Here is a 25,019-nt window from a genome sequence, read left to right as displayed (position 1 = left end):
TGAATTCCATTTTTCTTTTACCTTTCCTAAATAAGACGACATAGTTATTGTATGAAAAATATCACTGAAAAACTCACAAAGTCAACAGACTAGCTTCAGCCCTTGTTAAAGGTAAGCGGCGTTGCTGAATCAAGGGATGATTCTTTTAGGGTGGGCGTCTCGTCCGCCCTAAAATACAAGGGACGGGCAAGATGCCCATCCCACAAAACTAGCAAAATCATCCCGCAAATATGCAACGCCAAGGTAGGCAAACTTGCGCCACAGTTGTCAGGTTAATTAAAACAAGTCCAAATCTGTCACAGCGCCAATACTGCTAGAAGATACCAATTTGGCATATTTCGCCAACACGCCTTTAGTGTAACGTGGAGCGGGAGGTTGCCAGTTGGCACGACGACGGGCCAATTCTTCTTCAGATATATTCAACTGCAATAGACGAGCGGGTGCATCAATAGTAATACTATCGCCTTCTTCTACAAGGGCGATCGCACCACCTACTGCTGCTTCTGGTGCAACATGACCAACCACCATACCGTAAGTACCGCCAGAAAAACGTCCGTCGGTAATTAATGCCACAGCATCACCCAAACCAGCACCGATAATTGCAGAGGTGGGAGCTAACATTTCTCGCATTCCAGGGCCACCCTTAGGCCCTTCGTAGCGGATGACTAGAATATCACCAGGTTGAATTTTACCCGCTAAAATTGCATCTAAAGAAGCTTCTTCCGATTCAAACACTCGTGCAGGCCCGGTAATCACTGGTTTTTTCACCCCGGTAATTTTGGCGACAGCCCCTTCTGTTGCCAAATTACCTCTGAGGACGGCTAAATGTCCTTGGGGATACATTGGGTTATTCCAAGGACGAATCACATCTTGATTGGCGGATGGTTCTTCGGGGATGTCTGCTAATATCTCTGCAATTGTTTGACCACTGATGGTAAGACTATCACCATGTAATAAATCATGCACAAGTAGCATCTTCATTACTTGGGGAATGCCACCAGCTTTGTGTAAATCTGTGGCGACATATTTACCGCTTGGTTTTAAATCACACAAAACGGGAACACGACCGCGGATAGTTTCAAAGTCGTCTATAGTTAACTCTACATCAGCGGCACGGGCGATCGCTAATAAATGCAACACTGCATTGGTCGAACCACCCACGGCCATGACTACAGAAATGGCATTCTCGATAGATTTGCGGGTGATAATTTGGCGAGGCAAGATTTGTTTGCGGATAGCTTCGACTAATACAAAGGCTGATTTCTCGGTACTATCAGCTTTTTCGGCATCTTCTGCCGCCATTGTCGAAGAATAGGGCAAACTCATCCCCAGGGCTTCAAATGCTGAAGACATGGTGTTAGCTGTGAACATTCCCCCACAGGAACCAGCACCAGGACAAGCTCGATTTTCAACTTCTAATAATTCTTTTTCGTCAATTTTTCCAGCACTATATTGACCAACAGCTTCAAAAGAACTGACAACAGTTAAATCGCGTCCGTTGTAGTGACCGGGTTTGATAGTGCCGCCATAAACAAAAATAGCAGGGATATTGATCCGAGCGATCGCTAGCATTGCCCCTGGCATATTTTTATCACAACCGCCAATCGCTAGCACACCATCCATACTTTGTCCAGTACAGACGGTTTCAATGGAATCGGCAATGACTTCTCGCGACACTAGGGAATATTTCATCCCTTCAGTTCCCATCGAAATTCCATCGCTAATGGTAATTGTGCCGAAAATTTGCGGCATCGCCCCGGCAGTTCTAATTCCCACCTCTGCCCTTTGCGCCAGTTGATTTATCCCCATATTACAGGGAGTAATCGTACTGTAGCCATTGGCAATGCCTACAATGGCTTTGTTGAAATCTTCATCTTTAAAACCAACTGCACGCAGCATAGCCCGATTAGGCGATCGCTGCACCCCTTGCGTCACAATTTGGCTTCTCAAATTCTCCGACATTTTTTTTCCTTCCGTGGCATCATCGCTTGTATTGCGATTGTATTATCTGATTTTCTCATGATAAGAACCCCACTTCTAAGAGCGATCGCTTAGGAGTGGGGTTTCCGCCCCTAATCGTATCGTTACCATCCAATCCATTAATGAGATAAGGGAGAATAGAAGAAAGATTACCAAGACTGTCAGGGCGATTAGTACCGTTAATGGTTGGCATTGTGGTTGATCCTGAATTTTAAGGGTAAAAAATTACCTCGTCACTTCCCCATCAGAAGACGGCGTTGCTAATATAAGAGGATGAATTTCCTTTCCGCTAAAGGGCAAAGCAAACAATAAGAAATAATAATTAACCCTATTTTATTACTCTCGCCATCACGAAATCTGAAACCTTTACTTAGATAGGATTTTTGATCTAGATCGGAATCAAAAGGTCGTAATAGTGCGCTGTGGGGTAATTTATTTTATTTATGTATAAAAAAAGTGGCATTCAATTGTAAAAACTGAATACCACTTGATATTTTCTCTTAAAATTCTTGATGAGGGTAATATTTTAACGAGGTAGAGGTATCCCCATAACGGCCACTGCTCCAGCGATCGCACTAGCCGCAAGAGAAGTAATCGCTGTCCCAAATATCCACCACGCAGCATTTGCCACGGTTTTTTTGGTTTCTTCCGCTTGTTTTTTAGCTTGATCTTGAATCGCTTTCAGGCGTTTTTGGGTTTCTTTCTGGATGCGTTCGGCTCGTTGCAATACGCCATCCCGCGCTGATTCTATTTGGCTAATTATGCGGTTAGCATCCGCCTCGGAAATATCTTCGCGAGAACTCAATACAGCAACTAAGGTGTCACGATCGAATTCACTGAGGCGATCGCGCAATGCTTCAAATCCAGCTTGGGGATCGTCGAAGACTTTCGCAAAATCTTGCTTAATGCCTTCATAGTTGAGTTCAGGAAGATTCAGGGAGTTAAGATAGTTGCGAACTTTGGCAAAAACTCCATCTAACACTGATTGCACTCTCTGCTGAATCTGTTGGAATTGTTCAACAATAGAACTACGAACAGAATCAATTTGATCCACAATTCGGTTAGCTTCTTCTTCTGAGATATCTTCCCGTTGAGATAATAGCGCCACAATTGTCGAACGGTCAAATTTTGAGGCGCGATCGCTTAAATTCCCAAGTCCAGCGCGGGGAGAAGACAGCAGCAATTGCAAATCGCGTTTGATTCCTTCGGGGTTGAGTTCATCTTTGTTGGTATTACGCAGATATTCTTCCAGATTGGCTTCAAAATCTAAAGCTTTTTGAGTGGTACGCTTGGCTAAACGTCGTGGCGCTCTCAGGATATCACCAATGGCATCTTGAGCGCGATCGATAATCTGATTAACCTGCTCTTGACTCAAGTCGCCGCGTTGACTCACGAGTTTTACCAATGTTTCTCGATCGACATTAGATAAGCGATCGCGCAGTGCTAAGGCTCCAGCTTTGGGATCATCGAGTAATTTTTCCAAATCGCCTCTGATACCTTCTGGATCGAGTTCGTCCAAGTTGGTATTGCGGAGATATTCAGCGATCGCTTTTGTGGTTTTTTCGTACTGTTCTTTCGCTTGCTGCGGTACTTGCAAAATACTGTCTCGGACTGCTTCAAGTTGATCGAGGGTTTGATTTACCTGTTCTTCGCTCAAATCTTGACGCTGACTGAGCAATTGTACCAAGGTATCCCGATCAAATTGTGATAGGCGCGATCGCAACAGGCTAATTCCGGCTTGCGGATCGTCTAGCAAAATTTTAAACTCACGTTTGATAGCTTCGGGATTGAGTTCGTCTTTGTTTGTATTCCGCAGATATTCTTCAACCCTTTGGCGCAGTTCATCAGCTTTCGCTTTTGCTTGTTCTTGCAATTCTCTAGCACGATTCAACAGATTATCGCGGTTGCTTTCGAGTTGACTAACTATATTATTAGCTTCCTCTTCGCTGATATCTTGACGCTGTTGGAGCAATTGTACAAAAGTATCCCGATCAAATTGCCCAAAGCGATCGCTTAAATCTTCAAAACCAGCTTGTGGATCGTCCAGCAACTTGGCAAAATCCCGCTCAATACCTTCAGGATTGAGTTCTTCTTTCCCCGTCGAACGCAGATAATCTTCAATGCGGCTGCGGAAATCTTGCCCTTTTTCGCGCGCTCCGGCCTGTTTGACAGTCTCTAAAACTTCCAGGCGATCGCTTTCCATTTGTTCGGAAATTTCTTTCACTCTGGCTTCGCTGATATCATCCCGCTGCTGTAGTAAATTGGTGAAATATTCTTGATTAATTTCTTCCAACTCTCGTCTCACAGTTGTTGGATCTGCATTTACGTCATAGATGACTTCTTTAAATTCATCTACTAAAGTAATTCGATTGAAGTGCCAAGGGAACGAATGCAATATGTAGTCTTCTACATCTTTCTTAATTGCATTTTCCAGCGATATTGGTAATTTTGCAGATACTTGCTCAGTTGCTTGCTCTCTAAACTTTTTGAATTGTTCTGTGATTTCATCGACATCGACATCTTGAACTTTTTCTTTCAGCTTTTGCAACTGAGTTGTAATTTTGTTCACATCGATATTAGAAAGATTTACTCGCTCCAAAACTGCTGGTGCTGCTGCACTCAAGCCATATCGAATAGCTTGCTTAATTACACCATTGCCATTACCGCCTCCCAATGTAACTAGTTGTTGAAGCCGTTCACCCAATTGATCGGAATTCAGTTCGTCAGGACTAGCAGATTTAAGTAAATTGATTACTTGTTCTGTAGGATTCTTGCGATTCAAAGCTTGTTGCCAAGCATCTTGAAATTGGTCAGCAATGCCATTGATATCTTCTTTCGATAAATCTGTACGACTGCTGATTAAATCAACAAAGGTTTGGCGGTTAACATTTTGCAGTAAATCACTATTGGCAACAGATTGTAAATCTGTATCTTTAAGAAGCTGGTCAAATTGAGTGCGTATTTGTTTGATATCCAGCTTTGGTAATTGCAGAGAGCTTAAGGAACTTTGGAGCGTATTTTTAATACCTTCGGAATCAAAACCTGAAGTTAATTCCCGTCGGACTGCGGCTGTAATCTCTTCAGCGGTAGAAACTAACTGTTTTTTTGCAGCATTAGCACCAATGCCAGCATTTGCTGTCCCCAGCAGAGCTTGAAAACCAGAAGTGACAGTATTAGAAATAGAACCAATTAAAGAACCTACCGCCGATGAACCCAACCAAATTACTAGTGAGAAATAGATAGACCAGATGACTACACCAATAATTGCTCCTAAAAATGCACTTTCGATTAAGCTCAGTTTTACGGCTAAAAAACTAGCAATAGATAATGCAATGCTCGCGGTTATTAATGCCCAAGCACCAATTTTAGCTTGAACTTTACGAATAGTCTTACCCAAACCTTCTGACTCATCGTCAGAATCAGAGTGAATTTCCCAAGATGAAATTCCGGCTGCAACTGAAAAATTTGTAAGTAACAATTGAAAGGCAAAGGCCATTGAAACCCCAGCCAGTAAAGCTACTAAGAATTTAGACCCAGAGAAAAGAACTGATGCTTTTTCTGGAGTTAGTATTTCCTGAGTTAAATTTACAGGCTCTAATCCAAAAGGCAACCAGTTCCATCCCAAAATGGTTAAAACACCATCATACATAAGATTTTCTCACTTGTACTCAATTACATACCCATTTATCAAATGGCTTATTTATTAGCTTAATTATCAGTTATCTACGCCGAAGCTTTCTTAGGTAGTAAGTTTATTTACCAAAAGTTGGATCTTTAAAGAATATTTTTTCTTTTACTAAGTAATGCAGTTTTAGGTAATTTGATAGAAATAGAAAATATCAAAAAAGCAATCTTTTGTAACATATTTTTAAAACACTCATTGATAACTAGTAGCAATCAATATTTAACTTTTTATACGTGAAAATTATTTACTCATTTAGATAAAGTCACCTATGCCTAATGATAGAGATAAAAATTCTTCCAAGCGATTGATGTAGCTGGGATATAAAAATGTATTAATAGGGGGTATTACAAGTTATAAATTTGTGAATAAGTGACTATTGCTGAGGAGAGAGAATAATGGTTGTAGGTGTTGTACATAAACGTGGTGTAGGTGTATTTTCTAATCGCCGGGATGTTGAGAATGCACTACATGAATTGAAAAAAGTTGGTTTTGACATGAATAGAGTTTCTGTCATTACCCAAGATGGGGACAAAGATGATATTGCTGGGGCTGAAGTGCGCGATCGCGTCGGCGATAAATCGGATGAAGGTGCTAAAGTCGGAGCAGCCACAGGCGGCGCTTTGGGCGGATTAACTGGCTTACTAGTCGGTCTTGGTACTTTGGCAATTCCTGGCATTGGGCCAATTATGTTAGCTGGAGCCGCAGCAACCACTCTAGCTACAACTCTTGCTGGTGTTGGTATTGGTGCAGTAGCGGGTAGTTTGCTTGGTGCATTAATTGGTTTAGGAATTCCCGAAGAACGAGCCAGAGTTTACGACGAACGCGTGAGACGGGGACACTATTTAGTTATTCTCGATGGCACAGATGCAGAAATTCTCAAAGCTGAAGCAATTCTAAATCGTCAGGGTGTGGAAGAGTTTGGCATTTACGATAACCCAGATGTGGCAAATGTAGGCACTGGTAATGTTACTCCGACTCCAGCTTATAGTGGTGTAGCTAAACGTGCCATCGGTGTATTTTCACATCGTCGAGATGCAGAAGTAGCAATTACAGAATTACGAGATGCGGGTTTTTCTTTAGATAGAGTTTCCATCATCGCCAAAGATACAAACGCTCATGGGATCGCTGGCGTAGATGTAGATAGAAGTGTTGGTACAGGTAATAAAGCAGACGATGGTGCAAAAGCTGGAGCAGCAACAGGTGGAGTCGTCGGCGGTTTGACTGGCTTATTAGTTGGTTTGGGGACTTTAGCAATTCCTGGAATCGGGCCCGTGCTTGCAGGTGGCGCAGTGGCAACAACCTTGGCAACAACATTGGCTGGTGGCGCTATCGGTGCGGCCGCTGGGAGTATTGTTGGCGCGCTCGTTGGTTTGGGAATCCCTGAAGATAGAGCTAGAGTATATGGCGATCGCTTCCAAAGAGGCGACTACTTAGTAATTATCGATGGTACGGAAGCTGAAATCCGCCAAGCTGAAGCAATTCTCAGACATCGAGGTATTGAAGAATTTGCTATCTATGATGCCACAGAGATTAGTGAACATCGCCCAGGTTTTGAACAAGTCACCCATAATAGCGATCGCACCAATTACTCAACAGAGCCTCATAGAAACGATCCTGCCGTAGTCATTGTTGATCGTCGTGATGAAGCACTTTAACCCAAAGTAGTTGTCACTCAAACTCATTGCCCAAAATTGCAGGATCAATAAATTTAAAACTTTGCTCCTCCTTTGTCTTGTAAATATCAACAAATTTCACCTTCTGATTGCGAATTAAACCTATGAAAAAGCTAACTCCCTTCTTAATTAGCGGTCTTTTAGTATTTGGTCTTGCTGCTTGTGATAACGCTTCTAAAACAAGTGAATCTGCACCCAATAATCCTAATGAAGCTCCCCAAACACCGACTGCAAAAACCACAGAAGCTTCTCAAAAAGATGCACAAAGTGAAGTTCGCAGAAGACAGCTAAATGAGGATATTCGCGCCCGCGAACAGCGCAATAATACCACTGGTGGCGATACAACAAGAGCTAAAGGTGACTTAGCAAGTGAAGTTCGCTCCAAGTTGGAGGCTAATATACCCAAAGGTCAACTCACAGTTAATGCCGCAGATGGTGGTGTTGTGACTGTTGCGGGAACTGTCAGCAATCAGCAGGAATTGGCTAAAATCGAAACTTTAGCTAAACAAATTAAAGGTGTCAAAACTGTAGTTGTTAAGGCAACAGTTGCCCCACCAAAAAGCTAAGGAAACTAACAATAAATCCAACTGAGTAGGTAGGCATAAATAAAATTAAATACTCTTACTCAGTGTTAGTGGTCAGTTATACTTATAACTGACCATTAAGAATTGACAACTGACGACTCGAATAATTATTATTTATTTACGATTAGTCAGTTATACAAACTCTTGTAATTGCCCCAAATAAAAACTATGGGAACTGAACAACAACAACGAGAATCGAGCAATGCCTCATTCTCACCAGGTACACTAGCGCTTGAAGGTACTGATACTACAAACTTGCCAAAGTTACCACCAGCCCGTGAACCTGAATCTCAATGGCAACAAATTAGCAGACAAATTACTCAAGTATTGGAGCAATTGCCCCAATACTTAAGTAGCTTTTTTCAAGACTACAAGCAGCCTCTAATAACTGTTGCTTTGATTTTGGCGGCGATTGTTACAGCGAAAGTAGTGTTAGCACTTTTGGATGCAATCAATGATATTCCACTACTATCACCGCTCTTTGAGTTAGTTGGAATTGGTTACGCCACTTGGTTTATTTCCCGTTATCTACTGAAGGCTTCAACTCGGCAAGAATTGTCCGCTGAAATTCAATTCCTGAAAAACCAGTTTGTGGGCGAATAAATTTCCTGAACACTAGACTAGTACCGCAAGGCGAAATTAAAAATGAATACAGCGTAAGCGTTTCATTGATTTGGAATGGGTGGTATATTTACGCCGTGTTGTACTAGTATGTCAATAAATAATTGATGGATAGATTTCCTGTAGGAGATGGCGATTTATTGCGTCTCTCTAACCGTCAAAATGAAAATATTTTAGTGGTGAGGGATCAAACCCACCGTGAATTGACCAAGAGTCTCATTCTATTCGCCAGGACATGGTGTGTTTTTGCTTAAATATGATTTTTTGATACCTCAAAAGATAGAGAACATAAGATTATATTTAATTTGAAATCACTTCTAAAGATAGTAGTTCAGAGATAAAAAACAGCCTAATCTAGTTCTTGAAGTTATTTAATACATTCTTTAACGAGGACATAAATTATGGCTAATGAAGCAGTTAATAAAGGTATAGATTCATCTGATCGGGCTGAAGTCGATACTTACGATCGCGGTATTATCCCAGCAGAAACAGCTGCTCGCATTGAAAGAGAAGGAAATAAGTATAAAACACTCCCTACAGAAGAAGGGGAGGCAGATGTATCTACCGATGACCAAACCGATCCAGAAAGTATACGCACCACCGATGGCTATACTGTGGACAAAGAAGGTTTGTTGAACAACTATGCAGTTGAACCGGAAATTTACTACGAACAACCAGGCGATGCACGCCAACAAGCAGCAGAAGAGAGAGCAGAACGTATTGAAGAACTTGGAGAAATTAATCAGGACGAGGAAGGCAAGTTAACAGAAAATAGTGACAATCGGGGTAGAGGGCCAGGAGTAATTTAATTAGGGAACTCCAAGAAATAAATTATCCAATCTTGTGGGGTGGCCATCTTGACTGCCATATAAACGCTACCCCACAAGACTTATAGCTATTTTCAATAAATAGACCACCTCTGTCATTGGAAATTTTTTTATTTGTCAGTCTCTTATGTATTAGCTCAACTTACTACTTTATCGGCAATTACAAACAAATAATCTCCGTGATTGTTTTCATATTTATTGACAATCTCAGTTATGCGTCCCGTATTAATATCTGCTGCGAGCCTTTGACACCCAGTGGCGATTTCATCCGCAGAAGCTAGCAAAGCAAACGTCGAAATTCCAGAGCGGACATTTTTATCTAAATATATTTCAGGACGATATTTACCACTATATAAAAATAGGTCTTGTAAGTTTTCTGAAATAGAATAAGGTTTGATATCTACTGAATTAAAACCTGCCTCATTGAGAGCAAATCTTATATTTTCTAAACTTGGCATCTGTTCAGCAGATTTATATATAGCCTCTGGAAAATATTCGACTAACCAATATTGGCTCATTTGCTCTGGTGTAGCAGTAAAAAACACCAAATTACCACCCATCAACACACGGTAAATTTCATGAAAAACAGGGGTTAATGCAGCAAAGTGATGTATTGCTAGAGTGCATAGCACACCTGAAAAAATCTTATCAGCATAAGGTAAAGCTTCAGCTTCGGCAACTTGCCAAGCGACAAAATTACTCTTATTCTTAGCAGCATCAATCATCTGCTTTGACTGGTCTAGTCCATGCCAAACACCACCATGTTTTGCTAAAGCTAGCGTGTAATTTCCGGTGCCACATCCCACATCGAGATATGAGGAATTTGATTTGATTTGGAGGTGAGCAGCTAATCGGGCAACAATGTCAGGATCAGCCCGACGAGTCAAATCATAGCCTTTGCCAATTTGCTCATAAACAGCCATTTGTTTAAGTTTTTCACTAATTTTTCAAACAGTGAATATATTATACATAAATCGTATTTGATTTTTGAAAAAACTCAGTCAGTATACATTTATTTGCTTCTGTTCCTTATTATTTTACTACTATCGCTTTTGACTAAAATCTTGAGTTGGTCGCAAATTGCTAGTAACTCTTTATTATCCAAATTCAATTCTTTTGATAGCTCATAGACCCTGACTTGGGCGTTGTTCATGCACCGCTTGCCTTTGTCAACAAAATTTTCCAAGTCTAGTATTCCCAAATACTGAGAAGGAAAAACATATTAAAATTCTACTGCCTTACTTATTTGGGGTACTATTGCCCAGTAAAAATAAATTTCCCGACATCTTTAAAATGTCGGGAATCTAAGCTTTTTAATTTTCACTAATCAAATAGGTTTGTACTGTCAATAGTACACAGTGACTCAAAACTGAAATTTCACTTGGTAATGGCTACTTGAAGATTACGGACACAGTTGGGGTTTAGATAACCGCAATATTGGTGTTGCTCAGGGCAGGATTGCCGGACAAGGTAGCAATCTGTAATGGTGCAGATCCGCCTAAGCTGCCATCGGCATCAAAGAACAAAGCTCCATTTGTCGTATTGTAAATGAACCGCTGAGTTGTTGTGTTTGCTGTCGTAATGCCTGCACCGAAACGAAAACGGTTTGTGCTTAAAGTACCTGCGACCAATCCGCCACCAAAGCCTGCGGCAGATATCTGAATTTTGTCGCCACCAGAGCCACTGAAGCCATTAATTGTATCTAGGCGATCGCTAACAGCTGTAAATCGATAGGTATCTGCCCCATCACCTCCGGTTAGCACATCATTACCAGCCCCACCAATCAGTAGGTCATTACCAGTACCACCAGTGAGCGTGTCATTGCCAGCACTGCCAGTGAGCGTGTCATTGCCCCCAGCCCCATTGAGGTTATCGTTGCCGTTACCACCAGCGATCGCATTGTTCCCACCATCGCCGGTCAATACTAGTCCGAGATCGTTCAGTGTTAGACGGTAATCTCCCGTAGCCCCTGAGCCAGCTACATCACCAAGACCTGTCACCGCGTTGTAATTAGAATTTGGGTTTAACGACACACCGACGTAGTATGTACCTGCCTGAGTAAATGTATAAGCCAAGTATGAAAACTGGCTAGGGGTTTCACCTGGCGCGGCTCCATCATTGTTGGCCGCGAGTTGTGTGCCGCTGGAGTTGAAGACCCTTAGGTAGGTGTTGAGGTTTGATCCATTGCGAGAATCCACATCGAACCCAACCTGCTGCCCAGCAGAGACAGTAAATTTGACCAGATCGACATCAGTTTGTGGATTCAAGCTAAAGTCAGCGAACTGACCTAATGTCTTAGTATTACCTGCACTATTTTGAACTTTAGCGATCGTGTCATCAGGATCTTCATTGGCGCTGACGAATTTTGAGGTCAGGGTGTAGTTTGTGGAACCGTTAACCCCCTGGACGCGGACAAAATACCGCCCAGCCCCCAGTACCCGCGAGAGACTTTCTGTCGGCGAGTTCAAGACGTTTGATGTGGCTAAAATATCACCTGCATCGATCGCATTATTATTATTGACATCCTTGATCAGTGAAAGCGATAAGTCTTCACCAGCAACGCCAGTTGTGTTCAGCGTGACTTCGTAGGTATTTGACAAATCAAAGCGATAAAAGTCATTAACATCACTGGAGGCATCGAAGGATTGTTCGATGTAGTCCTGGAAAATTTGGTTGGGCGGTGTCGCCCCAGCGATCGCTGCTAGTGGGCGAGCTGTGCTTAAGGTATTTCCGGCGTAGTCTGAGACTAATCGGAGGTCGTAGGCAGCCTGTTCACCGGTACCATTTGTATGCAGAAAGTACGTTCCTGCCGCGAGGTTAGCGGTCAGCGAACCAACACTAAAGGGCGTAATCGTTTCACCAGGGTCGAGCCGCTGGTTATTGTTCAAGTCTTGGACAATTGACAGGGTGGGATTCTGGGTAGTTCTAGAGTAGTAGGGGTTATTAAATGCTGAAGCCGAGAGTTGTCCCGCAGCGGTCATGGTGAACTTGAAGTAATCAGAGAAATCACCCGCACTGATGCCAAACCCATCACCCAAACTAAAGGGCGTTTCTCCAATTAAAGCACCGAGCGATCGCGCTTGTGAGAGATTGTTATACGCCTGTGGATCGCTCTTAACAGCATCGAAGTCTGAATCGAGATCGAGCTGATAGCTGGTATAAGCTCCATTTGGCACTACTTGGATGTAATAAGTGCCTGCATCTAACGTGGTTGAGAGCTGATCGTCTCCTGGATTCGATGATGATAGAAAGACTTCTCCTGCTGAAATAAACCCGTCGTTGTTTGTGTCACGGGCGAGGCGTAAATTGGCATCAAAGGTTGGAGTTGGGAAAGCAGAGGTATCGATGTCTAACCGTAAATCGATTGGTGAGGTTTTATCCAGGGTGAATTTGTAGAGATCGTTACCATCTTCATAGGTTGGCAATCCAAATGGCCCTCCTACCATGTCGTATAAGCGACGACTGCTGCCACTGACATTTCCTAAGTCTCGTGCTGTGCCAGTAACATCACCTGCGTAATCAGTGACGATGCGGATGGTGTAAGGGTCGGAGCCGGAAATCTGGGTGTACTTAACGTAGTAGACACCAGCAGGAGCTGAATAGCGATCGACATTTAGACCATCGCCCACTGTACCAGAAACAGTCTGTAGTACGTTGCCGTTGGAGTCAAGTAGCTGCATCCTAGCCTGTAGCCCACCAGTATAGGTGAAGTCTTTCATCCGCAGACTGATAGTGCCAGGAGCTTCCATTGTAAACTTCACGACATCAACGTTATCACGATAGTCGAGATAGTCTTGCCAGTTAATCTTGTTATAAGCCAAATATTTACTGCTACTTTGACCCCAACTAGTGCCGATATCTCTTGCTGTTGCTAAGGTTGGGCCAGAATAATCGTTGTATAGGTAGAGGTTATAGTTTGTGGGGACTCCCGAATAAGAGTGTACTTTTACGTAGTAGTACTGATTAGCCTGTAGCGAAGCGTTAATGGTTTCGCTCAGGTTGCCGCCGAGGGTACTACTGGCAACTAGGTTCTGGTTTTGGTCGTAGAGGTAAAGGTCGGCATCGGCTGATAAACCGTTAAGAGGGGCGTATAAGGTCGATGGCCCGTAGAGAGTATAGAACCTGTAGTAATCATCAGTGTCACTTGAACTGACTGAATCGGTGAGGATGACATTCTGCTCAAGGTAAAAGTTTGAGCTTGGATCGATATCTGTCGCGGTAGCAAAAGTATTGTTAGGTTCTGTCATAATAAGAATTTTTAACTAGGTATAACGAGCAAACATGCACAGATAATTCGTGAAATTCTTCCAAATTTACTGAGAATTCTTAAGATAATGCAATTCTCAGACTTTTTTGATGTAGTAATGATTAAGTTTTAATATCTTTACAAGTCATGCAAAACGTTAACTCAAGTAATTCGACACCAATAGTAAGCTGTTGGACGTTTAACTTGCATATTATCTGGAATTAAAACTCTTGTGGGGTAGGCAATCTTGCCCGCTCTAGTTATGCAAATTAAAAGTACATTAGCTTAAGAGGTTATTTATAAAGTCAAAACAAAATTATTGTACGGTCTATTAAGCGTATATTCCTAGATGAATTGTCACAAAAATTTCATCAAAGTGCTAACGCACCGCCATGTAACACGGTGCGTAATAGCAAAGCCCTAACACACCTTACTTAGAATTCACTTTATACATGGCTCTAAGTAGGTTTATGAAATATGAGTGGTGATATCTTCCTCCAAGGATGGCGAAGAACTAACGCCGCTTTCTGGTGTTGAAAGCTCATCACTTCCCATTCCATCCCATGAATAGTTGCAGATTTTAGTGTGAAGCAACTTACCAAACGTCAGGTTAATTGCTAGGGCGAAAGAATCGATAAAAATTAGATTTACAAAGCGATCAATCATTAGACCCCCTTGAGCTAAATTAAGCATCAAGTGATATGTGCTTTGTTACTACACATGCCACAATCTCTTTTCCAGAAAAAATCGGATCTAAATATTTCTTGGTTAAAAGGGAAATGGAATTGTTGGTAAGGGTAACAGAAAATTGAATCTTAGCAAGAAGTAACGCCAGATGAGGGAATGCATCTCATCAATATAAGTGTAATAGATAGTACATAAAAATATGAAGTATTTACTTATGCAGGCAACTTAGCTAGTAGTTCACCTCAATTTATTCTAGAAAATTCTAGAGGTTGTCATTAATAGGTTTAACGTGAGTTCGACGAACCTCTCCCTGCCTTGAACTAAAGTTCAAGGCAGGGAGAGGTTTTTTGATTGAGCAAATTGGGTAGATATTATATGAGCAATCGAATTCATGTAGGTTTAACTGAAGAGGCGAGAAACATCAACCAAACCTCCATGAAGACTGACAATATTTGACACTTCAGAATACATACTTCCAACTTTACCTGCTTGATGGGTAAATAAATTATGACAACCTACAATTATCAAGAGTTCTTGAGCGCGAGAAAATGCAACATTTACCCGCTCTGGTTTCTTCGCAAATCCGACATCTCCTTTGCTATTATTACGAACCATACTCACAATTACAACAGGTCTTTCCATCCCTTGAAATCTGTCTACTGTCCCTGTACGAATCTCTAATGAAGGGAAAAGTTCAGATTGCAGACGTTCATCAATTTTTCTTAATTGAGCGCCATAAAATGTAATTACAGCGATTTCTTTTTTTGGTTCACCATTAGCAACTTTAGAAGCCCAAGTATTCTCGAACTGTTGACACAGACATTCAATCGCATCGATTTCTGGAGTATTAAAGTAAGAAGTTCCGTTTCGTTGCTCTAAAAACTGATTTTCGATAGGCGTTTTTACCCAGATAAGATGCTGAGATTCTTGGATAATTTCACCTGCTAGATGATGTGCGCGTTTTGTATCCGGTTCCAAAATACCAGATTCTAGTTTTCCATCATAAAACTGATTGATTGCACCCATAATAAATGGATGCATTCGATACTGTGTAGTTAACATTTGTTTAATGCTTTCATCAGCAGATTCAAACTGACTTTTAAACAGTGATTCTTCTAAGAATTGGAGTTCGTCTCGTGTATTGCCAATTGTTTGGGCAACTTCTTCTAAAGTACTAGTATCAAGCATGGGCGGTAATTGCCGATGATCGCCTACCATGACTAATTTTTTGCCTTTCAATGCGGGGATTAGTAACTCTGGTGGAGTACACTTGCTAACTTCATCAATAATGACGACATCAAAAGATTTGAATTCTTCCGAAAAACCTCTGCTTGCAGCTTGAACGCAGGTGATACCAACGACGTTAGCATTATCTAAATAGATACGTCTTAAATCGTCGCGATCGCGCTCGTTTGGCTGTCTTAATTTTCCAATCCAATCTTGTACGAAATTCTGATATTTATTGAGATAAATTTCGTCTTTATGAAGTTGCTCTTGCCAAGATTCAAACTGAATATTTATGCTGCGTAATAACTCTATATTAAACAAGTCAGCAGCATAATTTTTGGGCTTAAAGTTATCCGGGATTCTTTGCCATTCAGTTAACCACCAATTTCTTTCTATTATTAAATCTTCTGATGGCTGTGGTTGTAATTTTTGTTCTATTTCACGTAGGCTAATTTGTAATTTTTGAAGCTGCTGTAAAGAGACTTTGTTTTCTTCCTTTAACTTTGATAAATGTTCATTTAGAGAATGTTTGATTATCTCCAGTACAGCCAAAGGTTCTAACGATGAAATTAAGGTTTCAAGCTGACTAATAGAAGTTTCCCAATAATTGACTTGATTTGAAAATTCTTGTGGTTGCTCCCAAATATTTGATTGTGTTGTGAGATATTTTTCAACAAGAATGCGTAATTGAGCAGGTATATTTTGTTGACTAAGTTCTTGCAAGATATTTATTACTCGTCCAAGTTGCAAATTAGCATCCTGCTGTGCTTTTTCTGCCTCAGCTTGAGTAATAGATATTTGCTGTTGGCTAACTTCATTTTTCTGAAGTTCATTTAATAGTCGTTGTAGATGCTGAAGCTGTTGATCGGTTTCTGTCTTGACTTTTAAAACGCATTGACGCGCATTTGCAAGGATGACATCTAGCAATTCTTGGGTAATTCTGGTGAGAGTAGAGTCAATGTTATTCCATTCCCACGATGTAGCATAAGTTTTTTGAATTCTAATTAAAAAAACTTGAGTATTTTCAACTAATAATTTTCGCTGTTTGGGGTTGAGTAGCTGATAATTATTAAACTGCTGATAGGTTTCTTGCCATTGGGTGCGGTCGCTCTTTGATAGCACCATTGGAATCTGGCTAAAATTTTGTTGTAAAAAATAACTAAAATTATGCTGTTTACCTTTTCTATCAGTAAAACCTCCGTCTATTTCATAAGCGATCGCTTTTGCTAATACTTCCCATTCTGGGAGGTTAATTTTGTATATTTTTGGTACTATTGGCAATTTTAATGTATTAGCAAACATCAACAAACCTAAAGGCAAATCCACTAAATTCTCTGTTAGTGGTAAACCTGATTGGTGACAATCTTTTAAAGTTTGATACAGATGAGAAGGCGCTGTAGATTTCCATTCCTTAACGGCTGAGATGATATAATCTATTTCCCGTTTGCGATTTTCCCATATCTGGATTGTTTGCTGTAGGTTTTGCAGCTTATTAAGATATTGTTGATAATCTGGTTGAAGTTGATTTAACGATGCGAAATTTTGTTTGACAACCTGCACTGAAACCGCAACCTCTGAGATGGCTTTACTTGCATCTTGAGCATAAGTCAAAGCAGTTTTAAATTTAGAAATTTCTGTATCTACTGTTTCACGTAACCAAGCCGCTAAACCAAAAGCACCAAGCGTCGGACGCACAAAGCCAAGTTCATCAGTATACTTGATAGTTTGACGAACATTGGTTAAGAATTCTTCTACTAAATTGTTACCTTCTGTATAGGGTTTAAGAAGTGGCAAAAAATCTGTAACTTCTGAAGCTTCCCAGTCGATATTTGGTGCAGTAATTAATATATTTTTTAGTCTTGAAATTAGTGATTCAACCTCGTTATGCTTTTCTACAGTTTCGTTATAAGATTTCTCTTGATTTTTAAAGTTAGCCTCTAGTTTTATCTTATTTTTATAAAATTTGTTCTGTTGCTGATTAAATTCTTCTTCTGCTTGTAAATAAGCCGTGAATCTTTCTGATGATGCCAGTAATTGACTGAAAGTTTGGATATTTTCGAGTCGTTGTGTAATATTATTTTCGCAGTCATTAGCCGTATTTTCTAACCATCTTCCAATCACTTGATCTTCTAAGAATGGCTGTCCTTCTTCCCCAACTTTCTCGGCTCTTCCTTTGCGGACAGCACGAATTACAGGGTTATGAACTAATCGACTTAGGGCATTATCTACTGCTAAATTGGCTTGAGAAGCAATTAAAGTACGTCCACCACGAAGGGCAATTTGATAGCAAATCTCAGCAATTACGGTAGTTTTACCAGTACCCGGTGGCCCTTGAATAAGAACAAGATCCTTAGCAGCAAGTACCTTTTCTACTGCTGCTTTCTGACCAGGATTAGCAGAAGATAACAATAAATCTTGTGATTGAAGTTCAACGGTTGTTTTAATTTGTCTCGCCTGAGAAGCATCGAATAAAAAGTTACCTAAATACGGATTTTGGGTGTAACCGTTATTCAAATCATCTAAAGCTTTTTTCTTGCGCTGAATCTGCTGAATATCACCAACTGCCTCGAAACATAAAAATCCTGTATCTGGCAACTTATAACGCTCTGTTGCCATGAATTCAGCTAAATCGCGTTCTAATCTGAGGCTGATAATACAACGGTTGGGGTCAATTTCCTCAACAGTCCCTAATTGACGGCCGCTAATCCAATTTTTGCCGACGGGAGCAGTTTCAAAAAGCTTCAAATCTTCGTTTTTTGTGCGTCTTGCTCGTTCCCAAAAATTGTCCACATCGAGGGAATTTTGATAAAAGCCGTCAAGAGTGGCTGAAGCTACATCAATTTCAAAACTGATTCGTCTTTTGAAGTTATAGTTATGGCTTACGTAACGTACACAAAACTGACGCGCTTTCGCAATTTTTTCTTCAATTTGCAAAAACGCTTTCCAAGCTTTAAGCTGATCTTCTGTGGGTACATTTTCGCCACAAACTGGTGCAGCTGCAATACGTTTCAATGTTGTCGGCGGAATGTCAAGATGATGCTGATGATTAGGCAGCAAACGCAAACGGCAAGGTATAGCATAGCTGTCGGCGTGTCCCCGTGAGGGTTGTAATAATTGAGCCGAAAGTATTTTTAAACCGCCGCGTCCATCTTTTGGTACAGCTGCTCTAAATCCTAATGTTTTTCTGAGCTTTTCAAGTCTTGCGGGTAATGGAAAATCATCGGAGTCTGTTGCTATTGTCAAATCCCAAATTTCTTCTCTTGCCTCTTTCCCTGCACCTTTACGACGTACATAAAAGAGAGAAGGCTTTTTCCCCACACATTCAGACATTAACTCATTGGCGCGATCGCGCCGCTCCCGAAATTCAGGATATGATTTCAGGGCGGTTTCACCTTCAAGATGGCGGATAAAGCTCTCAATTGCTGAAGCTATAAACATATAGCCCCAATCTTCAGAGTTTGTTTTAGTTTTTGAGGATTTTGCTGCTAGTTTATTTGCTACTGAACGTATACGTTCTGCATCGGATTCTGAGATGGCGCTGGTATGGCTTTTGACTACAATTTTGAGTTTTTCGCAAATTAATAATAGTTTCTTACTATCCAAATTTAATTCTTTTGCTAGTTCGTAGATTCTGAGTTTACTGTTGTTCATGCAGCAGTTCCTTTGCCGAAAAAATAGGTTTTAAATTTAAACGCATATTTAAAAAATTGACGATTTTAGGTCAATATGGTTCAGTTAAGGGCGACTGGCGGCAACAATTTTTGGTTTTCGAGACGCGATAAATCGCCGTCTCTACAAGTGTTTTGTTGCTCATTCTGAACTCTATTAGATTTTAGGTAGTATTTTCCACTAAATGACTATAGTTTGTACTGGTGGTAAACTTCACTGGCGGCGCGATGCAGTAGGGAATGCCGCCATACTAGAGACTTCATATCATCAGCATAACCGCCGCCAATAACGCAAGCGACAGGATAACCGCTACTCATACAAGTACTCAAAACCTGCATTTCGCGGCGAAAAATGCCAGCATCGGTAAGGGCCAATTTTCCCAAGCGATCGCCTATGTGCGGGTCAACACCAGCATCATAAAATACTAAGTCTGGCTTGACTTTAGACAATAAATCTGATAAATAATTTGCCAAAGTTTGTAAATAGGCATCATCCTCCATTCCTATCGGCAAAGGAACATCCAAATCGCTATTTTGTTTTGTACCGGGGAAATTGACTTCGCAGTGCATGGAAAAAGTAAAAACGCTGTCGTCGTCTTGGAAGATAAAAGCTGTGCCGTCCCCTTGATGGACATCCAAATCTACAATCAGAATTTTTTGAACGAGTCCAAATTTTTGTAAAACGCGACAGGCGATCGCTAAATCGTTGAAAATACAAAAGCCAGATCCATAACTAGGAAAAGCATGATGAGTTCCACCAGCCGTATTACAAGCTAAACCTTGACTTAGTGCCAGTTTCGCAGTCAGTATTGTACCACCCACCGCTACACAAGTCCGATTCGCTAACGCTGAACTCCAAGGCAAACCAATACGGCGCTGTACTTTGGCATCTAGGGTTCCTTCACAATAAGCTTGAACATAGCTTGGGGTATGGACTAACTCTATCAATTCTGGTGGCGGACGTTCGGGAGTGTGAAATTGTTCTTGATTGGCGACACCATCAGCTAACAGCAATTCGTAGAGTTGTCGGAATTTAGCCATCGGGAAACGATGTCCTTCAGGTAGTGGAGCAACGTAATCTGGGTGGTAAATAATTGGCAAATCCATAAGGAAATAAAATCTCAAGCAGCTAATCCGACAACTAACAAGCTAAAATTTAGCCATAATCACAGCATAAATGCTGCTTTCATAAAATCTAAAATTCCAAATTTAAAATTGATATGATGGAATGGATTCTGCCGATTGTATTTATTCTAGCTAGCTTACTAGCTGGAATAATTGGTGAAAAAGTTATTTTTAAAAAACTAGAAACATTCGTTAATAATAAACGAATTGCTGGGGGGAATATTATATTTCACTCTCTCCATCGTATGACCTTTATTTGGTTTGTCATTGGCGGCTTTTTTTGGGCAATTTTGAGCGCACCCCTAAAACCAGATATTGCGATCGTACTGCAAAAAGTTTTGACGATCGCACTGCTGTATTCAGTAACCCTATTCCTAGCCAGATTGACTGCTGGTTTTGTTAATTTATTTATTCGCAGAGCCGAAGGAGTTCCCACATCACTAATTTCTAACCTTGCTAAAACTACTGTTTTGATTTTAGGAACATTAATTATTTTGCAAACAGTAGGTGTTCAAATTACACCGATAGTCACAACTTTAGGTATTGGTGGTTTAGCAGTTGGTTTGGCACTTCAAGATACACTTGCAAATTTGTTTTCTGGTTTTTACTTAATTATTTCTAAACAAGTTAGAACTGGAGACTATGTAAAATTAGATGCTGGACATGAAGGATATGTTATAGATATTTCTTGGCGAAATACAACTATTAAAGAAATTTCAAATAATGTCGTCATTGTTCCTAACTCTAAGTTGTCTTCGGCGATTTTCACAAATTATCATTTACCCGCAAAAGAAATTACTTTAACAATGGATGTGGGTGTCAGTTATGATAGCGATTTGGAAGAGGTTGAAAAAGTGACTGTAGAAGTTGCCAAAGAAGTTATGCAAGAAATTGCACCGGAATTAAAAGAAAGTGAACCATATATCAGATTTCATACTTTTAATGATTTTAGTATAGATTTTACGCTTTATATGCGGGTCAGTGAATACTTTGATCAGCGGATTGGCAAGCATTTATTTGTGAAAAAATTACATAAGCGCTATCAGCAAGCAGGAATTCAAATTCCTTTTCCGATTAGAAAAATATATATGCAGGATAATTCATAAAGAGCCTGGCGACTAGAAGTCGCGGCGGCTACACAGGCAAAACCCACCTCCGTGGGTTAAAAACCTTGATTTTCTCTTAGTCCACGGAGGTGGACTTAGTTTGTATAGCCGCGATTTCTAATCGCCTGGTAGAATTGAGCTAACTTAGATTGCTAATGCTCGTTTTTCTAATGGTAGTTTAAAGCGATCGCCTGGTTTCGGTTCAAGTACTCGCGTCGCCAGATTGTTTTTCTCAAGTGACGAGCGAAATTCCTCAGCATTTCCTTTCGTCTGAATGAATTTCATCAGCAATCCTTCAAAGGACACATCCCCACCTGCTGCTGTCGGTATTATTACTTGAGGCTGTAATGATTTTACTACTTCTAAAGCACTATTTTGTCCTTTAATAATCGGCCCAAGCAAAGGTAGCGTCATGTCAATAAACGGTGTAATCACTACATCGATAGGTGCAGCTTGTTGGAGTTGTGGAGAATGATACCCGTGAGGTTCGTAGTATACAGTTAAACCACTCTCAAAATCTTTAAGGAGATAACTATTTTCTACCAGAGTCGGGCCAATGGGAGAGCCGGGGAAAGCCTTGATTTCAACTTGATTATCTAAAGTGAAAGTTTGACCATGAGCCAATACTGTAATTTGGGTGTAACCTAACTGCTCTACTACCTTGGCAGCATTGGGAGAAGCTACAACCTTGATGCTGTGGTCGAGTAGCTTAAGGGTTGGTGGGTGTGCATGGTCTTCTAAACCCTGAGACAGCAAGATTAAATCAATATTATCGGGAATTGGGCGATTTTGCGATCGCGAACCTTTAAATAACCAATCCAAATTACTGAAAATTAACGAACCAACCAGCCAAGGGTCAATTAATATTCGTTTACCGCCAATTTCCAGCAGCCAAGAGTTACTGTCTAACCAAGTTAAAAACATAAGTTTTGTGAAGATAACGCCTCTCTTCATTATCAATCGTGTCAGCTTTTTTGCGGGTGTCAAGGTTAGTACCCAATACAGTTTAGATAAGCTTTGTTTCTCCCCCCTGCATCCTCTATCTGCCTCAACGGATAAAGGACTTCCAAATAAAAAAATACCCAATTAACTCTTGTGGGGTGGGCATCCTGCCCGCCCTATAAACTGGGCGGGCAGGATGCCCACCCCACAATATTGGATTAATTTATCTGTCGAAGTTTCAGTCTGCAATTTGTTGTCCAACGACGTATTGCGAAGAAATATTTGTTACTTGTCCAGTACTAGACAGGGCTTGGTATAGCAAAGCAGACACTTCAGACCTGGTTGCTAGCCCTTCAGCATTTAGCATCTTCACATTGGGATAGTTTACGACTATACCGCGTTGTGTCAAAGCTGCAATCAGACTGCGATATTCACGAGGAATAGTAGTTGCATCGCTGTAAACAGATAAGATTGTGTCTGTGGAACCACTAGTTTGATAATTTAATCCTCGCGCTAATGCTACCAAAACGTCAAGGCGAGAAAGGCTTTGGCTGGGGTTAAAATCTTTGCCAATAACAGTGTTTAAAAAGCCCATTTGATAAGCTTCGTTGATGGCATTATAAGCCCAAGATTTAGTTGAGACATCTTTAAATGCTACTGCTTGGCGAATTTTCCCCTTGGCAAAAGCTTTTCGCAGCATTGCCGCAAATTGGGCACGAGTTACTGGTGCATCAGGGTGGAAAGTTCCATTCGGAAAACCTTCGATAATTTCCATTGAGGCTAATTCGGCAATAAAATCTTTAGCCCAGTAGTCTATGGAAACATCAGAAAATGCAACCTTCACAGGGCGAGACAGTCTGACTTGGCGATAATTCATCAGCATTTGGCTGATGTCGTAGCTAGAGTTATCGCCGACTTCAATCACCTGCACCAAGCTGCCAGGAGTAGCTTGCAAAACCTTTGCCAAGTCGGAACTAAAAATATTCACAAACGACTGACGCACTAAAGCATACTCGCCCTGTGTGAAAGAGACGGGATAAACACTAGTGGCTGCAATTGTTGATAAACCTTCTACTTGGAACTGACTACCTTGGAAGGTTTGGGAACTACTCAGGAAAATAACACGTTGATTTCTAACTTGGGTGAAGTAGTCGTAAGTGGTAGTACCAGCGTCAATAGTGCCGTTTTGGTCAGCATCAATACCGTAAACAGTGCGAACTACTGGGTATTCTGTAGGTTTGGCTGACAAAATCAAGTTAACTGTGGTATTTGCCGACAAAGATTCAAATTCGCTGTAGCCAATAAAACGGTTTTGAATATCATACAATCGCACGACGATGCGATCGCTAGCTTTTAACCCCTTAACAAATTTTGCTTTTTGCTTAATCTTATATTTGTAATCACCCAAAAACTGCTCTTTTAAATAGCCCTTACTACCTTTACTCTTGACAGAGATACGAGCAATCACTTCTGAAAAATTACCAGATGGTTGCCAAATGGTAAGACTAAAACCTGTTTTTTTCGCTTTTACCGAAACGTTACGGCTTACTGTCATCACAGTTTGCCGTTGGATAGTGGGGCGATTCCTTGTTTCTACTTCTTTATGGGCTAAAAGTTGTTGTTCTTCTGTTATTTGGGCGACGGTGGTAGAGAACCCTAAAGCTGCGTAGGCAGAAGATATTGGCGAAAATACTGCTACAGAAGTTGCAGTAAGAACAAATTTGCTCAAATGAGTAAAGTTACTTTGAATTATGTATTTCATCCCACACTACCATTCGTCTAAAAAGTCACAGGGCTATTTGGTATCCCTCGACTTATTAATCCCTTGGGGTAGATGGAACTAACATCTAATGAGTGTTGAGTTAGGAGTTACGGCTTATGTGAGACGGGGTAGTAATAAAAGAAGGGAAACCGTAAGATAAAGGTAACCACACCAAAACTTGACATTTCCTAATAAATATGGTATTTGGCTCGATCCTGTTGACGACAATTTTTGTGCTAGTAGATGACTGGTATCAACAAAAAGGCTATCGTTATGTAGCGTCAGTAGACCGAAAAGTTTTGCGATCGCACCTGGGCAATTCAATATTTACTTTCTTGCTTCGCTAAGTCTGTTGGAGTGTTGGGGAATTTCACCTTATATACAACATTATTAAAATGTCTATTCAAACACAAACTCTAACAATAGGATATTATGGTAAACACTGTTAATAAAATTTATGTTTAGCAGGTCAACTATCGAAATCCGATTTGATTATTGAGTTCACTTGATTGCCGAGGGAACAGAAACGGAAGGATATAGATGTGTAATAATTTTTTCAAAAATTAAATACGAGTTTTATAGTCGTATTGATAACTACTTATTGACACAGTTTTAGGGTGAGCGTAGCTCGTTTTAGATATCCCTTTGAGTTTGGAAAACTAAAACTGACTTATTCTGCTAAACCATTCCAGTGCGAAATTTTAGCCTATGACATCCGATCGACCCTCTGAGCAACCTGTATCTGAATCTATCGCTAATGAAGCGTTTCACATACAGCAAGACAATACAGCTGCTTTATTTCCCATTGTTGGCATTGCCGCCTCAGCGGGTGGATTAGAGGCATTTACGGAGGTACTTAAACATTTGCTTACCGATACAGGGATGG

16 protein-coding genes and 1 pseudogene are annotated in these 25,019 nt (G+C 40.7%); 6 read left to right on the top strand and 11 right to left on the bottom strand.

The annotated features are described in order from the left end of the window. Positions 1-276: 276 nt before the first annotated feature. From ilvD to V7L31_RS23490, 3 genes are all read right to left on the bottom strand, one after another. The gene (gene ilvD / locus V7L31_RS23500) at positions 277-1,962 is read right to left on the bottom strand and encodes a dihydroxy-acid dehydratase (protein ID WP_334698497.1); all 1,686 of its coding nucleotides are present in this window, start codon (positions 1,960-1,962) and stop codon (positions 277-279) included. Positions 1,963-2,017: 55 nt separating this feature from the next. After that, complete coding sequence (locus V7L31_RS23495; RefSeq protein WP_334698496.1) at positions 2,018-2,173, bottom strand: hypothetical protein; 156 nt, start codon at positions 2,171-2,173, stop codon at positions 2,018-2,020. A gap of 333 nt (positions 2,174-2,506) precedes the next feature. Next, positions 2,507-5,629 (bottom strand): MFS transporter, encoded by a 3,123-nt coding sequence (locus V7L31_RS23490; protein WP_334698495.1) that lies wholly within the window; start codon positions 5,627-5,629, stop codon positions 2,507-2,509. Between the two features lie 431 nt (positions 5,630-6,060). Here V7L31_RS23490 and V7L31_RS23485 point away from each other — a divergent pair, with 431 nt between their 5' ends. From V7L31_RS23485 to V7L31_RS23470, 4 genes are all read left to right on the top strand, one after another. Beyond that, positions 6,061-7,320 (top strand): histidine kinase, encoded by a 1,260-nt coding sequence (locus V7L31_RS23485; protein WP_334698494.1) that lies wholly within the window; start codon positions 6,061-6,063, stop codon positions 7,318-7,320. Positions 7,321-7,442: 122 nt separating this feature from the next. Beyond that, a complete protein-coding gene (locus V7L31_RS23480; RefSeq protein WP_334698493.1) occupies positions 7,443-7,904 on the top strand; it encodes a BON domain-containing protein in 462 nt (153 codons plus the stop codon). Positions 7,905-8,090: 186 nt separating this feature from the next. After that, a complete protein-coding gene (locus V7L31_RS23475) occupies positions 8,091-8,525 on the top strand; it encodes a CAAD domain-containing protein (protein WP_334698492.1) in 435 nt (144 codons plus the stop codon). Between the two features lie 419 nt (positions 8,526-8,944). Next, positions 8,945-9,352, top strand: a complete 408-nt coding sequence (locus tag V7L31_RS23470) for a hypothetical protein (RefSeq protein ID WP_334698491.1) — start codon at positions 8,945-8,947, stop codon at positions 9,350-9,352. A gap of 155 nt (positions 9,353-9,507) precedes the next feature. Here the strand turns inward: V7L31_RS23470 and V7L31_RS23465 are convergent, their stop codons facing one another. The 6 genes and pseudogenes from V7L31_RS23465 to V7L31_RS23445 form a co-directional block, all read right to left on the bottom strand. Continuing rightward, the gene (locus V7L31_RS23465; RefSeq protein ID WP_334698490.1) at positions 9,508-10,293 is read right to left on the bottom strand and encodes a class I SAM-dependent methyltransferase; all 786 of its coding nucleotides are present in this window, start codon (positions 10,291-10,293) and stop codon (positions 9,508-9,510) included. 92 nt (positions 10,294-10,385) lie between these two features. Further along, positions 10,386-10,523 (bottom strand): annotated as a pseudogene (locus V7L31_RS32700) (translation initiation factor IF-2 N-terminal domain-containing protein); the annotation flags it as partial. A 268-nt stretch (positions 10,524-10,791) separates the two neighbouring features. Beyond that, positions 10,792-13,617 (bottom strand): calcium-binding protein, encoded by a 2,826-nt coding sequence (locus tag V7L31_RS23460; protein WP_334698489.1) that lies wholly within the window; start codon positions 13,615-13,617, stop codon positions 10,792-10,794. A 467-nt stretch (positions 13,618-14,084) separates the two neighbouring features. Then, complete coding sequence (locus V7L31_RS23455; protein WP_334698488.1) at positions 14,085-14,282, bottom strand: hypothetical protein; 198 nt, start codon at positions 14,280-14,282, stop codon at positions 14,085-14,087. 420 nt (positions 14,283-14,702) lie between these two features. Further along, entirely contained in the window at positions 14,703-19,181 is a 4,479-nt protein-coding gene (locus V7L31_RS23450) for a translation initiation factor IF-2 N-terminal domain-containing protein (protein WP_334698487.1), read from the bottom strand. A gap of 206 nt (positions 19,182-19,387) precedes the next feature. Beyond that, positions 19,388-20,305 (bottom strand): histone deacetylase family protein, encoded by a 918-nt coding sequence (locus tag V7L31_RS23445; RefSeq protein WP_334698486.1) that lies wholly within the window; start codon positions 20,303-20,305, stop codon positions 19,388-19,390. A gap of 113 nt (positions 20,306-20,418) precedes the next feature. On the opposite strand from V7L31_RS23445, the gene V7L31_RS23440 reads away from it, so the two are divergent. After that, positions 20,419-21,429, top strand: a complete 1,011-nt coding sequence (locus V7L31_RS23440; RefSeq protein ID WP_334698485.1) for a mechanosensitive ion channel family protein — start codon at positions 20,419-20,421, stop codon at positions 21,427-21,429. Between the two features lie 144 nt (positions 21,430-21,573). Here V7L31_RS23440 and V7L31_RS23435 read toward each other — a convergent pair whose 3' ends face one another. Together V7L31_RS23435 and V7L31_RS23430 are read right to left on the bottom strand one after the other, a co-directional pair. Next, positions 21,574-22,353 (bottom strand): MBL fold metallo-hydrolase, encoded by a 780-nt coding sequence (locus V7L31_RS23435; protein WP_334698484.1) that lies wholly within the window; start codon positions 22,351-22,353, stop codon positions 21,574-21,576. A gap of 256 nt (positions 22,354-22,609) precedes the next feature. Beyond that, the gene (locus V7L31_RS23430) at positions 22,610-24,133 is read right to left on the bottom strand and encodes an S-layer homology domain-containing protein (protein WP_334698483.1); all 1,524 of its coding nucleotides are present in this window, start codon (positions 24,131-24,133) and stop codon (positions 22,610-22,612) included. Positions 24,134-24,330: 197 nt separating this feature from the next. Between V7L31_RS23430 and V7L31_RS23425 the strand changes: the two genes are divergently transcribed. Beyond that, complete coding sequence (locus tag V7L31_RS23425; RefSeq protein WP_334698482.1) at positions 24,331-24,480, top strand: hypothetical protein; 150 nt, start codon at positions 24,331-24,333, stop codon at positions 24,478-24,480. Positions 24,481-25,019: the final 539 nt, after the last annotated feature.

This window comes from Nostoc sp. (assembly GCF_036916655.1).
Lineage (GTDB): Bacteria > Cyanobacteriota > Cyanobacteriia > Cyanobacteriales > Nostocaceae > Nostoc.
This window is presented reverse-complemented; position numbering and strand designations above follow the sequence as displayed.